Below are 15,326 nucleotides of genomic sequence, written 5' to 3'. Positions count from 1 at the left end.
AGGGGAGAGACTGCCATGGGCAGCGCGCAGGAAAAACGAATGATAGTCGGCCTCGACATCGGAACGTCGAAGGTGGTGGCGATTGTCGGCGAGATTGGCGCGGACGGCAAAGTCGAGGTTGTCGGCATCGGCTCCCACCCCTCCAAGGGCATGAAAAAAGGCGTGGTGGTCAATATTGAATCTACCGTGCAATCCATCCAGCGCGCCATCGAGGAGGCGGAGCTGATGGCCGGCTGCCAGATTCACTCGGTCTATGCGGGTATCGCCGGCAGCCACATTCGCAGCCTGAACTCCCACGGCATCGTGGCGATCAAGGACAAGGAGGTGTTTTCCGCGGACCTCGAACGGGTGATCGACGCCGCCCAGGCGGTGGCGATTCCCGCCGACCAGAAAGTGCTGCACATCCTGCCCCAGGAATACGTGATCGATAACCAGGAGGGCATCAAGGAGCCGATGGGCATGTCCGGGGTGCGCCTGGAGGCCAAGGTGCACCTGGTCACCTGCGCGGTGAACGCGGCACAGAATATCGAAAAATGCATCCGGCGCTGCGGCCTGGAGGTGGAGGAGATCATTCTCGAACAGCTCGCCTCCAGCTATTCCGTGCTCACCGAGGACGAACGCGAGCTCGGCGTTTGCCTCGTGGATATCGGCGGCGGCACTACGGATATCGCGATTTTTACCGAGGGTTCGATACGCCACACCGGCGTCATCCCGATTGCCGGCGACCAGGTAACCAACGATATCGCGATGGCGCTGCGCACGCCGACCCAGCACGCCGAGGAGATCAAGATCAAGTATGCCTGCGCGCTTACCCAGCTCGCCGGCGAGAACGAAACCATCAAGGTGCCCAGCGTCGGCGACCGTCCGCCGCGGGACCTGTCGCGGCAGTCACTGGCGGAGGTTGTGGAGCCGCGTTACGACGAGCTCTTTACCCTGGTGCAGGCGGAACTGCGCCGCTCCGGTTACGAGGACATGGTGCCCGCGGGCATCGTACTGACCGGCGGTACCTCGAAAATGGAAGGCGTGGTGGAACTGGCCGAGGAAATTTTCCACATGCCGGTGCGGGTGGGCTATCCGCAAACGGTTCAGGGGCTTAACGACATCGTGCGCAACCCGATCTACGCCACCGGTGTGGGTTTGTTGCTGTACGGCATGGATCACAGCGAGCAGATGGGGGCCGCACCCACACGGGCGGCGGTACCCGGTGAAAACTGGCTGAGCCGGGTCAGGACCTGGCTGGCCAGCAATTTTTAACAACAAGCAAATTACGAAATCAATCGCCGTGTCACAACGGCAAACGAGGAAAGGGGAGCAAGACCATGTTTGAACTGATAGATAACGTTCCATCCAATGCGGTAATCAAGGTCATCGGGGTCGGCGGTGGCGGTGGCAACGCGGTGAAACACATGATCGACTGCCATGTCGAGGGTGTGGATTTCATCTGCGCGAACACCGACGCCCAGGCGCTGTCGGACATTTCATCGAAGACTGTGCTGCAACTGGGCAGCGACATCACCAAGGGGCTCGGCGCTGGCGCCAACCCGGAAATTGGCCGCGCTGCGGCACTCGAAGATCGCGAGCGGATTGCCGAATCCCTGCGCGGCGCCGATATGGTATTCATCACTGCGGGCATGGGTGGCGGTACCGGTACCGGCGGTGCGCCAGTCGTCGCGGAAGTGGCGCGCGAGCTGGGTATCCTGACGGTTGCAGTAGTCACTCGCCCATTTCCCTTCGAAGGCAAAAAACGCCTGAAAATTGCCCTCGAAGGCATCGACGAACTGCAGCAGCATGTCGATTCTTTGATAACTATTCCCAATGAAAAATTACTGGAAGTTCTGGGCAAAAATACCAGCCTTATCGATGCCTTCAAGGAGGCAAATGATGTATTGTTGGGCGCAGTTCAGGGGATCGCCGACCTGATCATCCGGCCCGGTATGATCAACGTCGATTTTGCCGATGTACGGACCGTGATGTCCGAGATGGGTATGGCGATGATGGGAACGGGCAGTGCGCGCGGCGAGAATCGCGCCCGCGAAGCCGCCGAACGAGCTATAAACAGCCCCCTCCTGGACGACATTGATTTACAGGGTGCACGCGGAATTCTGGTTAATATCACCGCCGGCCTCGATCTCGCACTCGGCGAATTTGCCGAAGTGGGCGACACCATCGAGGAATTTGCATCCGACGAAGCGACAGTTGTGGTTGGTACGGTTATCGAACCAGAGATGACCGATGAGCTCAAGGTCACGGTAGTTGCTACCGGGCTTGGCACCCAAGCCGCACGGTCCACCCTGCAGGTGGTCGACACCGCGCCCAAGCCAGCTCCCGCAACTACACCTGAAAGTGAGCCCGATTACGCGGAACTGGATCGCCCCGCAATTCAGCGCAGGCAGCGCAGTGCAAGCCACGCGGCAGCGATCGCACAAACGGACGAGGAGTATTTCGATATTCCTGCGTTCCTGCGCCGCCAGGCGGATTAACGGAAGGAAGTACGGGAAGTCCCGTCACCCACCGTATCCGCGCGGCGCGAAACGGATACGGTTGGAGTGACAATGATTCGACAGCGAACACTGAAAAATGCGATCAGGACGACGGGTGTCGGCCTGCATACGGGCGAGAAGGTCTACCTGACGCTTGCGCCCGCGCCTGCCGATACAGGTATCGTTTTCCGCCGGGTTGATCTCAAGCCGGTGGTGGAATTCCCTGCGCGGGCACACGGCGTAAGCGACACCGTGCTGTCCACCGGCTTGGGTGCAGGTGACCAGCGGATTTCGACCGTCGAGCACCTGATGGCGGCTTTTGCCGGCCTCGGTATTGACAATGCCTACGTCGATGTGAGTGCGCCGGAAGTGCCGATCATGGACGGCAGTGCCGGTCCGTTCGTGTTTCTCATCCAGTCCGCTGGTGTGGTGGAGCAGAACGCCGCGAAAAAATTTATCCGGGTCAAGCGCAAGGTCACGGTGGAGAGCGGCGACGCAGTAGCCAGTTTCCTCCCCTACGACGGCTTCAAGGTCTCGTTCACCATAGATTTTGACCACCCGGTTTTTCGCGATCGCTCCCCGCATGTCGACGTGGACTTCACTCCCGAATCCTTCATCAAGGAGGTGAGTCGGGCGCGCACCTTCGGCTTCATGCACGAGATTGAAGCCCTGCGCAGCCGCGGCCTCGCCCGCGGCGGCAGTGTGGACAACGCCATCGTGGTAGACGAGTACCGTATCCTCAACGAGGAAGGCCTGCGTTACGACGACGAGTTCGTGCGCCACAAGGTGCTCGACGCGGTTGGCGACCTGTACATGCTCGGCCACAACCTGATCGGAGAATACCGTGCCTACAAGGCCGGCCACGCCCTCAACAATGCCTCGGTGCGCGCCCTGCTGGCGCAGCCCGATGCCTGGGAGATCGTGACCTTCGAAGATACGGCTGACCCGGTCTCTGCGGGCTGGGCGTTGCCGCCACTCGTCGCGGCCTGAGGCCAGCGAACGCTCCGGGGCGGGCTGGCGATGAGTCCGCCCGTCCCCGCAACTTTGCTCCGCGCCCGCCAGGCGCGGCGGCGGTCTCTGGGCTGCCGCCGGGCCAATGTGCAGCATTTCACAATCCAGGTTCGTCAGGCATGGTGTTTGCTTGGCTTCTATGGCATAGTAGCGGCCGACTCACCTCGTGTCCGCGTGAATGAAAGTAGTTTTCGTCAGCCGCAAGCACGGGGGCTCTCGCTCCGTTCGATCGGTTGAATTGGGGCGCTGGTCCCGTGCACTGCTCTCCCTGTGTTGTCTCGGGTTGCCCCTGGGAATAGCGGGTGGTGGGTTCCTGCTGGGCCAGCAGAACGCGGTGGACAACCTGCACAGTGAAGCCCTCGAGGGCATGCAGGACGACCTGGAGCAGCAGAACGCGGAACTGGCGTCACTGAAGGCCCAGGCCGAAAGCCAGATCCAGGCCCTGACAGTGAATTTCGCCGAACTGCAGGCCAGGCTGACACGACTCGACGCCCTGGGTGAACATCTCACCGCGATGGCGGGACTGGAGGACGGTGAATTCGACTTCAGCCAGCCCGCGGGGGTGGGCGGTCCGATAGGTGGCGAATTCAATGTTGAATACAACACCTCAGACCTACTCTCCGAACTCGGCCTCTTCCAGGCCCGCCTCTCCGACCGCGAACAACAACTCGATATCCTTGAAAGCCTGCTGACCAACCGCAAGCTCGATGAGCAGGCGGTGGTTTCCGGTCGTCCGGTAGAAAAAGGCTGGATTTCCTCCTATTACGGGCGGCGCACCGACCCCTTCAACGGCAAGCCTGCATTCCATAATGGAATCGATTTTGCGGGCAAGCCCGGCAGCAATATCCTGGCCGTCGCCGGTGGTGTGGTGACCTGGGCCGGCGACAAGTCCGGCTATGGCAACCTGGTGGAAATTACCCACGAAGACGGTTTCGTTACCCGCTACGGTCACAACAAGGAAACCCTGGTCAACCCGGGCGACCTGGTGCGCAAGGGCGAAGTGATCGCCAAGATGGGCTCCACCGGGCGTTCGACCGGTTCCCATGTGCATTTCGAAGTCTACAAGAACGGTCGCTCGGTCGACCCCGCGAGTTACGTGCGGCGCACCTACCGCTGATTTCCACCGCCATTCCGATTACAATGCCCCCGCCCGTCCTCCGGTCTGGCGGGTATACACGCATCCAGTAAAGCCTGAATTCAAATGATTGAAAAAACACTGAAAATGATCTTCGGCACGCGCAATGACCGTGAGCTGAAACGAATTGGCAAGGTGGTAAAACAGATCAACGCCCTGGGCGAGGACATCGGCGCCCTGTCCGATGAGGCCCTGTCGGCCAAAACCGGCGAGTTCCGCCAGCGCCTGGAGGCCGGTGAAAGCCTCGATGCCCTGCTGCCCGAAGCGTTTGCGGTGGTGCGCGAGGCCGGCAAGCGGGTGCTCGGCATGCGCCATTTCGACGTGCAGCTGATCGGTGGTATCGCCCTGCACGAGGGCAAGATCGCGGAAATGAAGACCGGTGAGGGCAAGACCCTCGTCGCCACGCTGCCCGCCTACCTGAACGCCCTGACCGGTCGCGGCGTGCACCAGGTGACGGTCAACGACTACCTCGCCAGCCGCGACGCGGCCTGGATGCAGCCGCTGTATGAATTCCTCGGCATGCGGGTCGGCGTGATCCGCTCCGGCCAGCACCCCCAGCAGAAGCGCGAAGCCTACGCCGCGGATATCATCTACGGCACCAACAACGAGTTCGGTTTCGACTACCTGCGCGACAACATGGCTTTCAGTCTCGCCGACCGCGCGCAGGGTGAACTGGCGTTCGCCATCGTCGACGAGGTGGACTCCATCCTGATCGACGAGGCGCGCACGCCGTTGATCATCTCCGGAGCATCCGAGGACAGTTCGGAGCTCTACAAAGCCATCAACAAGCTGATCCCCTCACTGAAACTGCAGGTCGAGTCCGATGAGGGCATGGCAGAGCAGCCCGGCCATTTCACCGTGGACGAAAAGCACCGCCAGGTGGAGATGACCGAGGCGGGCCACGAATTCATCGAGGAGTTGCTGATCCGCGAGGGCCTGCTGCAGGAAGGGGAGAGCCTCTACGCACCCACCAATCTCAATCTCCTGCACCACGTGCATTCCGGGCTGCGTGCCCACGTACTGTTCCACCGCGATGTGGAATACATCGTGCAGGATAGCCAGGTGGTGTTGATCGACGAGCACACCGGACGCACCATGCCCGGGCGGCGCCTCTCCGAGGGCCTGCACCAGGCGATCGAGGCGAAGGAGGGCGTAGCCATCCAGAGCGAGAGCCAGACCCTGGCTTCCACCACCTTCCAGAATTATTTCCGCCTCTACGCCAAACTCTCCGGGATGACCGGTACCGCCGACACCGAAGCGTTCGAACTGCGGCAGATTTACGGCCTGGAAGTGCTGGCAATTCCCACCAACAAGCCGATGGTGCGCAAGGACCTCAACGACCTCGTGTACCTCTCCCGCGACGAGAAATTCGACGCCATCGTCGAGGACGTGAAGTCCTGTATCGCAAACGGGGCTCCGGTGCTGGTGGGCACCGCCTCGGTGGAAACTTCCGAGGAGCTTTCAGCGCGCTTCCGCAAGTCGAAAATCGAGCACAAGGTGCTCAACGCCAAGTATCACGAGCAGGAGGCGGAGATCATCGCCCAGGCGGGTCGTCCCGGCGTGGTCACAGTGGCCACCAATATGGCCGGCCGCGGTACCGACATCGTCCTCGGCGGCAACCTCGAGGCGGAGATTGCCGCGGCCGGGGAGATCAGCGACGAGCGTCGCGCGGAACTCCGCGCCGCCTGGGAACTGCGCCACCAGCAGGTGCTGGATGCCGGCGGCCTGCATATCCTCGGCACCGAGCGCCACGAATCCCGGCGTATCGACAACCAGCTGCGTGGCCGCGCCGGTCGCCAGGGCGACCCGGGCGTATCCCGTTTCTACCTGTCGCTGGAAGACAACCTGATGCGCATCTTCGCCTCGGACCGGGTGAAGAAAATCATGCAGTCGCTGGGTATGGAGAAGGGTGAGGCCATCGAGCACCGCATGGTGACCAATGCCATCGAGAAAGCCCAGCGCAAGGTTGAAGGGCGCAACTTCGATATCCGCAAACAGCTGCTGGAATATGACGACGTGGCCAACGACCAGCGCCAGGTCATCTACAACCAGCGCGATGAACTGCTCACCGAGGACGATATTTCAGAGACTATCACCATTATCCGCGCGGACGTGGTGAACGAGGCGATCAACGGCTACATTCCGCCGATGAGCGTGGAAGAGCAGTGGAACGTTCCCGGACTGGAGAAGTTGCTGGAGTCGGAATTCGCCATCACGCTGCCCCTGCAGCAGTGGCTGGAAGAGGACAAGAGCCTGCACGAGGAATCCCTGCGCGAACGTATCGTAGCCGAGATCCAGAAGGCCTACGACGCCAAGTGCGAGATGGTCGGTCCGGACATGCGCAAGGTCGAAAAGCAGATCATGCTGCAGGTGCTGGACACCCTGTGGAAAGAGCACCTCGCCACCATGGATCACCTGCGCCAGGGTATTCACCTGCGCGCCTACGCCCAGAAGAACCCCAAGCAGGAATACAAGCGCGAGTCCTTCGAGCTGTTCCAGCAGTTGCTGGAGAACCTGAAAACCGAGGTGATCCGCTTCCTCAGCCACGTCCAGATTGCCCGGCCGGACGAGTCCGAGCTGATCGAACAGCGCCGCCGGGAGGCGGCGGAGCGCGAAAAGCTCGCCTTCCAGCACGCCGAAGCCACCGGCATGGCGCCGCAACAGGAAGCGGCTCAGGCCCAGGCTCCCCCGGGACTCGATTCCGAACAGGCCCTGCGCCCGGAGACTTATATTCGCGAGGAACCCAAGGTCGGCCGCAACGACCCCTGTCCCTGCGGCAGCGGCAAGAAATTCAAGCAGTGCCACGGCCAGCTGTGACCAGCCGACCCTGACTAAACCGCGCTTGCGGTTCTGCTCGCCCACCGCGAGCCACTCCATTATCATTCGCCACTGCCGGTTACTTGCGTAACCGGCAGTTTTGCTAGTATTTCCAGACAAACCCAGTGAGGAGGCCATCCAATGGCGGTGGGAGCGGATCAATTGCCGGTACTGTTGCCGGTACCTGGCGTGAAAATTTCTACGGTTTCTGCCGGCATCAAGAAGCCCGGGCGCAAGGACCTGGTGCTGTTTGAGCTTGCTCCTGGCTCACGCGCCGCGGCGGTATTTACCCGCAACGCATTTTGCGCGGCGCCGGTGACCGTTGCCCGCGAGCATCTCGCCAGCAGCGCCGGCGGGGCGCGCTACCTGCTGGTTAACACCGGCAACGCCAACGCCGGCACCGGACCCCGCGGCATGGCGGACGCACGGCGTTGCTGCGACGCGGTGGCGGAGGCTACCGGGGTTGCGGCCACATCGGTCCTGCCATTTTCCACCGGTGTCATCGGCGAGCCGCTGCCAGTGGACAAGATCCTCGCGGCCCTGCCCGACGCAGTGGCTGCACTCGACAGCGATGGCTGGACCGCGGCCGCCAGCGGCATCATGACCACCGATACCCGTCCCAAGGGCCTGTCCGTGCAGTTTACCTGTGAGGGCAGGGACTACGTGGTGACCGGCATCGCCAAGGGCGCGGGCATGATCCGCCCGAATATGGCCACCATGCTCGGCTATCTCGCCACGGATGCCCGGGTCGACCAGTCCTTGTTGCAGGAAATGCTTTCCCGGGCGGCGGACCTGTCCTTCAACCGCATCACGGTAGACGGCGATACCTCCACCAACGATGCCTGTGTACTGGTGGCCACAGGTGCCGCAGGCAATGACGAGTTGGCGAACCGCGATTCCGGCCTGTACCAGGCGCTGTACGAGGCCATTGAAGCGGTCTGCGTGGGCCTGGCCCAGGGCCTGGTGCGGGACGGTGAAGGCGCCAGCAAGTTCGTCGCAGTGGACGTACGCGGCGGGCGCAGCGAGCAGGAGTGCCTGGACGTGGCCTTCACCATCGCCCATTCACCGCTGGTGAAAACGGCCCTGTTCGCCTCCGACCCCAACTGGGGGAGACTGCTGGCGGCGATCGGCCGCGCCGGCCTCGAGGATCTCGACGTCAATCGCGTGGGTGTGTTCCTCAATGAGGTGCTGATTGCCGAAAACGGTTGCCGCGCTGCCTCCTATACCGAGGAGCAGGGTGTGGCCGCCATGGCGCCGGAGGAGATCACTATCCGCATCGAACTGGGACGCGGTGACGCGCAGGCTACGGTCTGGACCACCGACTTCTCCTACGACTATGTGAAGATCAACGCCGAGTACCGCACCTGATGGCGCAAGTGCATGTAGCCGTCGGGGTGGTACTCGACGGCGCAAACAACATCCTGCTGACCCGCCGGGCCGATGACGCCCACCAGGGCGGGCTCTGGGAGTTCCCCGGCGGCAAGGTGGAGGCAGGCGAGCCAGTGCTGGAAGCGCTGGCCCGCGAGTTGCTGGAGGAACTGGGTATCGATCCCGTGGCGACGGAACCGCTGATCGAAATTCACCACGACTATGGTGACAAGCAGGTTTTGCTCGATGTGCACGTGGTGACCGCGTTTAGCGGTGAGCCGGTTCCCCAGGAAGGACAGCCCATGCGCTGGGTGCAGGTGGCGGGGTTGGACGATTATGATTTTCCGGCTGCCAATGTGCCTATTGTGCGGGTCGTGCAAGCCAGATGGGGCTTAACCGCGTAAAGATTTACACGCGCAGTTCTCGCTTCTCTGGACTATGCGAAATTCTCCCTTCCCAGAGCTTCAATACTGTTGGTGATTGCAAGATTGCTGGCGTCTCCCCGGCATATTCTCTCTACAAATTGGCTCTAAGCGGAATTGTAGTCTGCGGCAAGTTGCTTGCATTTCGGTAGTGCTATTCTTATGTAATTGAGATTGCCGACGAGCAAACATAAGTGAAAGCCAAGGCAAGAGCTGTAAATAATGCACCATTCAGGAACAGCGCATCTCCGCCCACCAGTTCAAATTTTTGTACACGAAAGAGCTTGAACTGTAGTGCTATAAATGTAGGAAAGAAAAGCGTTAAAAACAGTGCCGCTTTCAGGAGGATGTACATATATCCTAGGGTTTCGGGCCGAATCACTTCTGCGGGGAACGTCGCTTCCATGCCTAACTGTACCGGGCTTATTATACCCATAATCACCATGGAATTGTTGACCACTGCCAAGAGATTAATCGCCAGGCAGGAGAAAAATATTGCCATAAGAAAATTTCCAGCTAGTCGCTTGCTCCAGTGTTCCGGTGTTGAATATTTTGTCGCGACGCCGGCGTAGATAATTGACCCCAGGAATAGCACTGCTAAGGCATAGTGGAAAGAGAGGAATGTTATCCCTTTATTCAATGCTGGATTCAATTCCACAGCTGAATCTATGGTCGTCAGTGCGATGTATGTTGTAATCAAATCTCCAGCTGCGAGCAGAAGCAGTGAAGAGAGGCAAAGTCCAACAAATTTTTTTGCTTGCATAGAAACATCCGTCGGTGAGATGGAGGTTCGAAAGCCCTTTTGCTTCCGAACCTCCTTTTGAACATAGAGTTACTTGGATGTGTCTTTGAATACCGAAATCATGGTGAACATTGTTCCAATCAAGGCAGCATCTGTCGCTACAATTGCTGCGATGACAGGGATAATCCCGCCGTTTACCTGCTCAATTTCATAGTTGGTAAGTTCTTGCATGACTATCTCTCCCGAATGTCATTTGAAAGTTGGCGGTGTGCCCGCCAGTTTTATCTGCGTTCCTGCAGATTCGCTTGTCACCAGTCGTTGAGCCACCCTGTTGGGAGTTGGGACAGACCCGTCAGACCATTCAGGCAATAAGGCCCGGATTACCTCGTGCTATTGGTCGGGCTGTATCCCGGATCAGTTTGCTCTTGTGCAGCTGATTCAGGGTCCCTTCGGCCGGTTATCCTGCCGGTGACTTGATTATCAGGATAGGTGTGTGGACGCCCACAATCCATGTTTGCTTTCCATTAAATACGTTCGCTGCATGGATCGGCTGGGTGTCACGATACCCTGGGTCTGGGCTGGGCTGGGCTTCGCGGCGGGACGGCATGCTCGTGCTCCCACCTTGCTAACGGTCAGGCCAATGCCAGAAGTCGCCGGTGTAATGCCGCGGCGTGTTCCTGCAACTGTTCCAGCGTGCCGCTGTTGTCGACCACAAAATCCGCCCGGGCGAGCCGTTCCTCGCGGGGCATTTGCGCGGCGATAATGCGCCGCACCTGGTCTTCGTCATTGTTGTCGCGCTGCATCGTGCGCGCCACCTGAACTTCCACCGGCACGTCCACCACGACCACCTGGTCGGTCATTGCTACCTGTTCGCCTTCCAGCAGGAGGGGCGAACTGAGCACGGTGTAGGGGGATTTTGAGGCGGTGAGTTGGCGTTTGATCTCCTCGCCGATCAGCGGGTGGGTCAGCTGCTCCAGCCAGAGTCGTTCCTGTGGATCGCTGAACACGATACGCCGCAGGGCGGCGCGGTCCAGGCTGCCATTGGCGAGCAGGATGCCGCTACCGTGTCGTTCACTGATCGCGCGCAGGGCCGGGGTGCCAGGCTCCACAACCAGCCGGGCGACCTTGTCTGCGTCGACCACGGTGATGCCCTGCTGTTCCAGGTAGTCGGTCAGTGCGGATTTGCCGCTGCCGATACCGCCGGTGACGCCGACGACCAGGCTCATTGCAAGCCGCGGCACATGTCAGGCCAGCCCCGAGGAGCGCAGGTAGGCGTGGATGATTTCCTCTCCCCACAGCAGCGCTATCCAGCCTGCTGCAGCCAGGTAGGGTCCGAAGGGGATGGGCACGTCCTTGCCCCGGCGGCGCAGCAGTATCAGGACTACTCCGACAGCGGCGCCGACCAGTGATGACAGGAGAATGATCAAGGGCAGCGACTGCCAGCCGAGCCACGCGCCCAGCGCAGCGAGTAATTTGAAGTCTCCGTAGCCCATGCCTTCTTTGCCGGTGAGTATTTTGAATGCCCAGAACACGCTCCACAGCAGCAGGTAGCCGGCCATCGCGCCGATGACGGCGTCGTGCAGGCTGACGAAGGTGCCGTTGAGGTTGAAAGCCAGTCCCAGCCACACCAGCGGCAGGGTGATGTCGTCGGGCAGCAGCTGGGTGTCGAAGTCGATCATGCTCAGTGTCACCAGCGCCCAGGTCAGCAACATGGCACCCAGCAGGGCCAGGTCGACGTCGAATTGCCAGGCCAGGGCCAGGGTCAGCAGGCCGGTAGCCAGTTCCACCAGCGGATAGCGCGGCGAGATGGCCACGCCGCAGTTGGCGCAGCGGCCGCGCAGGAACAGGTAGCTGATGACCGGAACATTTTGCCAGGGCTTGACCGGTGCCAGGCAATGGGGGCAGTGGGAATTGGGAGTCACCAGGGATAGCGGTCGCTCCTGCTTTTCCGCGGGCAGTTCCAGAAGCTCGCAGCAATCCCGGCGCCAGCGGGCTTCCAGCATCAGTGGCAAGCGGTAGATCACCACGTTGAGGAAGCTGCCGACTACCAGGCCGAAGGCGAGGAGGGCGATGGCCAACAACCAGAATTGTTGGCCCAGGGCGTCGATAGTAGCGGGTTGTGTCACAGCGCCGGGAAGATTCCTTAGATTACCGAACCCAGCATGAAGATTGGCAGGTACATGGCGATCATCAGGCCACCCACCAGAACCCCAAGGATCGACATGATCATCGGTTCCAGCAGTGAGCTCAGGTTGTCCACCGCGTCATCCACGGCCTGTTCGTAGTGGTCCGCCACCTTGCCCAGCATCTCGTCAAGGGCGCCGGATTCTTCACCGATGGATACCATCTGCAGCAGCATGTGCGGGAACAGGCCGGTGGTCTTGATGGAGCTATACAGGGTGGAGCCAGTGGTAACGTCATCGCGGATCTGCCGGATGGCCTTGGCGTAGACCGAGTTACCGGCAGCCCCGGCGGTGGAGTCCAGGGCGTTCACCAGTGGCACACCGGCGGCAAAGGTGGTGGAGAGCGTGCGTGAAAAACGCGCTACCACCGCATCGTGGACGATGTCACCGACGATGGGCATTTTCAGGTAGAGTTGATCCAGCCACTCGGCAAAGCGCACTGAACGAATCTTGGCCTCGCGAAAGGCGAAGACCATAGCGGCGGCTCCAATAAGGCCGATCAGCCACCATTCCTGGACAAACTCCGAAATACTCATGACAAACTTGGTGAATGCGGGCAGGTCTGAACCAAAGCTCTGGAAGGTTTCTGCGAACACCGGGATTACTTTGAGGAGCAGGATAAGGGTCACGATAACTGCGACCGCGATAACCGCCAGTGGGTAGGTCATGGCCTTCCTGATCTTGGCTTTCAGCGCCTCGGTCTTTTCCTTGTAGGTGGCCACCCGGTCGAGCATGACCTCGAGAGTACCCGAGTCCTCACCGGAGGCCACCAGGGAACAGAAAAGATCGTCGAAGTGCCGAGGGTACTTGGCCAGGGACGGGGCGAGACCGTTACCCGCGGAAACGTCGTTCTTGATGTTGTTGACCATCTCGCGCATGCGCGGTTTTTCCAGCCCGTCCACCACGATTTCGAAACTCTGTACCAGAGGAACACCGGCTTTCATCATCGTGGCGAGCTGGCGGGTGAAGATGGCGATATCTGCGGGCTTGATCGGCTTGCCCTGGCCGGAGCCGAACAGGGGCTTGGGCTTTTTCTTGACACTTTTGGGCACGATGCCCTGGCGGCGCAGCTGCGCCTTGGCCATGGAGCTGCTGGAGGCGGAAATCTCTCCCTTGGAGGCGCGGCCGTTCTTGTCGGTGCCGCTCCATGTGAATACATCGTTGCCGGTTGCCGTTGCCATACCTGCCTGAACCCCTGTCTGCTGTCCCTTTAATACTGCTTGCTTTTGTTAGTTTTAATCCACGGTAATCCGGTTCGCCTCTTCCAGGGAAGTCATGCCCCGGGCCACCTTGAGAAGCGCTGACTGGCGCAGGGTGTTGAAGCCCTCTTCGGTGGCAGCTTTCTGGATTTCCAGCGAATTGCCCTCTTCCATGATCAGGGTGGAGATTTTCGGGGTGATACGCACCACTTCGTAAATGCCTACCCGGCCCTTGTAGCCATCGATGCAAGCGTTGCAGCCCACTGCCTTGCGGATGTTTGCGCCCTCCAGCAGTTCATCGGTAAAGCCTTCCTTGAGCAGGATGTCGTGGGGTATGTCCGCGGGCTCCGAGCACTCCTTGCACAGGCGTCGGGCGAGACGCTGGGCGATAATCAGGTCGACGGAACTGGCCACGTTGAAGGCGGGGACGCCCATATTCAGCAGGCGGGTCACGGTTTCCGCCGCACTGTTGGTGTGCAGGGTGGACAGTACAAGGTGACCGGTCTGGGCGGCCTTGATCGCGATTTCCGCAGTTTCGAGGTCGCGTATCTCGCCCACCATGATGACGTCCGGGTCCTGGCGCAGGAAGGAGCGCAGGGCCTCGGCGAAATTCAGGCCCACCTTCGGGTTCACGTGTACCTGGTTGATGCCGGTGAGGTTAATTTCCACCGGGTCCTCCGCAGTGGAGATATTGCGCTCGGCGGTATTCAGGATGTTGAGGCCGGTGTAGAGCGATACGGTCTTACCGGAACCCGTTGGACCGGTTACCAGGATCATGCCCTGGGGCTGGTTCAGGGTCCTCAGGTACATCGCCTTCTGGTCTTCCTCGTAGCCGAGGGCGTCGATACCCATCTGCGCGCTGGTCGGATCGAGGATACGCAGCACGATTTTCTCGCCGAACAGGGTGGGCAGGGTGTTCACACGGAAGTCGATTGCCCGGTTGCGGGAGAGCTTCATCTGGATACGACCGTCCTGGGGAATGCGGCGCTCGGAAATATCCATCTGCGACATTACCTTGAGGCGGGCCGAGAGGCGGCTGGAAAGGTTGCGCGGCGGCTTCACCACCTCGCGTAACACGCCGTCGGTGCGGAAGCGAACCCGGTAGTCGTGTTCGTAGGGCTCGAAGTGAATATCGGACGCGCCTTGGCGGATGGCGTCGATGAGCACCTTGTTGACGAAGCGTACGATCGGGGTCTCGTCGATCGCGTCGCTGCTGTCGTCGCCATCGTCCCGGTCTAATCCGCCGACGTCGATGCCTTCCAGTTCTTCCTGGTCGAGGTCCTTGAGGCCATCGCCGAGGGTATCCTGGGCTTCCACCCATTTGTGGATCAGCCGGGCGAGGGCGTTCTCTTCGACCAGTACCGCGTCGGTGTTGACCCCGGTGTGAAACTTGATCTCGTCCAGCGCGGCCAGGTTGGTGGGGTCGGATACAGCAATAAACAGGCGGTTGCCCCGGCGGTACAGGGGAATGGCGTGGTGCTTGACGACGAGATCCGGATTGACCAGCCCCACGGGCATGGTGGCCATGTCGAAACTGCTGATGTCGAACTGCGGGACGCCGAATTCCTGGGAGGCCACGGCGGCCAGGCGCAGGCTGTCCACCCCACACTTTTCCACCAGCCAGGTGACAAAGGGCACGCGCTGCATGGAGGCCTCGCGCTGTGCTTCTACCGCCGCCTCGGAGGATATCAGGCCCTCGGCGACAAGCCGGCCGGCGAGACCGCTGAGTTGTCCTATGCCTTTATCGTTCATCTGCCCCACCCCGGATTCAGGGGAATATGAGTTGTGGTCCGTAACTTCCTGATTCGCCACAGTATAAACATTGCATAGCATAGGGGCATAGGCTCTGGGCCAAAGAGATTGCGGAAAACTCGTGTTTTTGTGAGGTGGGTCGGGTGTGCTGCGCGCTGGCAGGATTTGCCGTGTGGGTACGGGCATCCCGGTTGTTATGTCGACAAGGTCCTGATCA

General features: G+C 60.4%; 13 protein-coding genes. 7 read left to right on the top strand and 6 right to left on the bottom strand.

The window, feature by feature from the left end:
• The first annotated feature begins 15 nt into the window (after positions 1 to 15).
• The 7 genes from ftsA to mutT all read left to right on the top strand — a co-directional run bounded on the left by ftsA (position 16) and on the right by mutT (position 9,215).
• The gene (gene ftsA, locus ACNKU3_RS10960) at positions 16 to 1,254 is read left to right on the top strand and encodes a cell division protein FtsA (protein ID WP_418259507.1); all 1,239 of its coding nucleotides are present in this window, start codon (positions 16 to 18) and stop codon (positions 1,252 to 1,254) included.
• Between the two features lie 65 nt (positions 1,255 to 1,319).
• Positions 1,320 to 2,480, top strand: a complete 1,161-nt coding sequence (gene ftsZ / locus ACNKU3_RS10955) for a cell division protein FtsZ (RefSeq protein WP_418259506.1) — start codon at positions 1,320 to 1,322, stop codon at positions 2,478 to 2,480.
• Between the two features lie 72 nt (positions 2,481 to 2,552).
• Positions 2,553 to 3,470 carry a UDP-3-O-acyl-N-acetylglucosamine deacetylase gene (gene lpxC / locus ACNKU3_RS10950; protein WP_418259505.1) on the top strand — a complete coding sequence of 306 codons (918 nt, stop codon included), beginning with the start codon at positions 2,553 to 2,555 and terminating at the stop codon, positions 3,468 to 3,470.
• Positions 3,471 to 3,669: 199 nt separating this feature from the next.
• On the top strand, positions 3,670 to 4,608 hold the full coding sequence (locus ACNKU3_RS10945; protein WP_418259504.1) for a peptidoglycan DD-metalloendopeptidase family protein: 939 nt from the start codon (positions 3,670 to 3,672) through the stop codon (positions 4,606 to 4,608).
• A gap of 84 nt (positions 4,609 to 4,692) precedes the next feature.
• The gene (gene secA, locus ACNKU3_RS10940) at positions 4,693 to 7,443 is read left to right on the top strand and encodes a preprotein translocase subunit SecA (RefSeq protein ID WP_418259503.1); all 2,751 of its coding nucleotides are present in this window, start codon (positions 4,693 to 4,695) and stop codon (positions 7,441 to 7,443) included.
• A gap of 141 nt (positions 7,444 to 7,584) precedes the next feature.
• A complete protein-coding gene (gene argJ / locus ACNKU3_RS10935; protein ID WP_418259502.1) occupies positions 7,585 to 8,811 on the top strand; it encodes a bifunctional glutamate N-acetyltransferase/amino-acid acetyltransferase ArgJ in 1,227 nt (408 codons plus the stop codon).
• Positions 8,811 to 9,215, top strand: coding sequence for an 8-oxo-dGTP diphosphatase MutT (gene mutT, locus ACNKU3_RS10930; RefSeq protein ID WP_418259501.1), 405 nt, complete (start codon positions 8,811 to 8,813; stop codon positions 9,213 to 9,215). Before argJ ends, mutT begins: the two co-directional genes overlap by 1 nt.
• 178 nt (positions 9,216 to 9,393) lie before the next feature.
• Here the strand turns inward: mutT and ACNKU3_RS10925 are convergent, their stop codons facing one another.
• The 6 genes from ACNKU3_RS10925 to pilB all read right to left on the bottom strand — a co-directional run bounded on the left by ACNKU3_RS10925 (position 9,394) and on the right by pilB (position 15,109).
• Positions 9,394 to 9,996, bottom strand: a complete 603-nt coding sequence (locus ACNKU3_RS10925) for a hypothetical protein (RefSeq protein ID WP_418259500.1) — start codon at positions 9,994 to 9,996, stop codon at positions 9,394 to 9,396.
• Positions 9,997 to 10,065: 69 nt separating this feature from the next.
• Positions 10,066 to 10,206: a class IIb bacteriocin, lactobin A/cerein 7B family gene (locus tag ACNKU3_RS10920; protein ID WP_418259499.1), complete on the bottom strand. Its 141-nt coding sequence runs from the start codon at positions 10,204 to 10,206 to the stop codon at positions 10,066 to 10,068.
• A 401-nt stretch (positions 10,207 to 10,607) separates the two neighbouring features.
• Entirely contained in the window at positions 10,608 to 11,201 is a 594-nt protein-coding gene (coaE, locus tag ACNKU3_RS10915) for a dephospho-CoA kinase (protein WP_418259498.1), read from the bottom strand.
• Positions 11,202 to 11,219: 18 nt separating this feature from the next.
• On the bottom strand, positions 11,220 to 12,101 hold the full coding sequence (locus ACNKU3_RS10910; RefSeq protein ID WP_418259497.1) for a prepilin peptidase: 882 nt from the start codon (positions 12,099 to 12,101) through the stop codon (positions 11,220 to 11,222).
• 17 nt (positions 12,102 to 12,118) lie between these two features.
• Complete coding sequence (locus ACNKU3_RS10905) at positions 12,119 to 13,339, bottom strand: type II secretion system F family protein (protein ID WP_418259496.1); 1,221 nt, start codon at positions 13,337 to 13,339, stop codon at positions 12,119 to 12,121.
• Positions 13,340 to 13,393: 54 nt separating this feature from the next.
• Positions 13,394 to 15,109: a type IV-A pilus assembly ATPase PilB gene (pilB, locus tag ACNKU3_RS10900; protein ID WP_418259495.1), complete on the bottom strand. Its 1,716-nt coding sequence runs from the start codon at positions 15,107 to 15,109 to the stop codon at positions 13,394 to 13,396.
• Between the last annotated feature and the right edge of the window lie 217 nt (positions 15,110 to 15,326).

It is taken from the genome of Haliea sp. E17 (genome assembly GCF_048323675.1).
In the GTDB taxonomy this organism is placed as follows: Bacteria; Pseudomonadota; Gammaproteobacteria; order Pseudomonadales; family Halieaceae; genus Mangrovimicrobium.
Note: the sequence above shows the minus strand (reverse complement) of the source record. Positions and strands in the feature narration are given on the sequence as shown.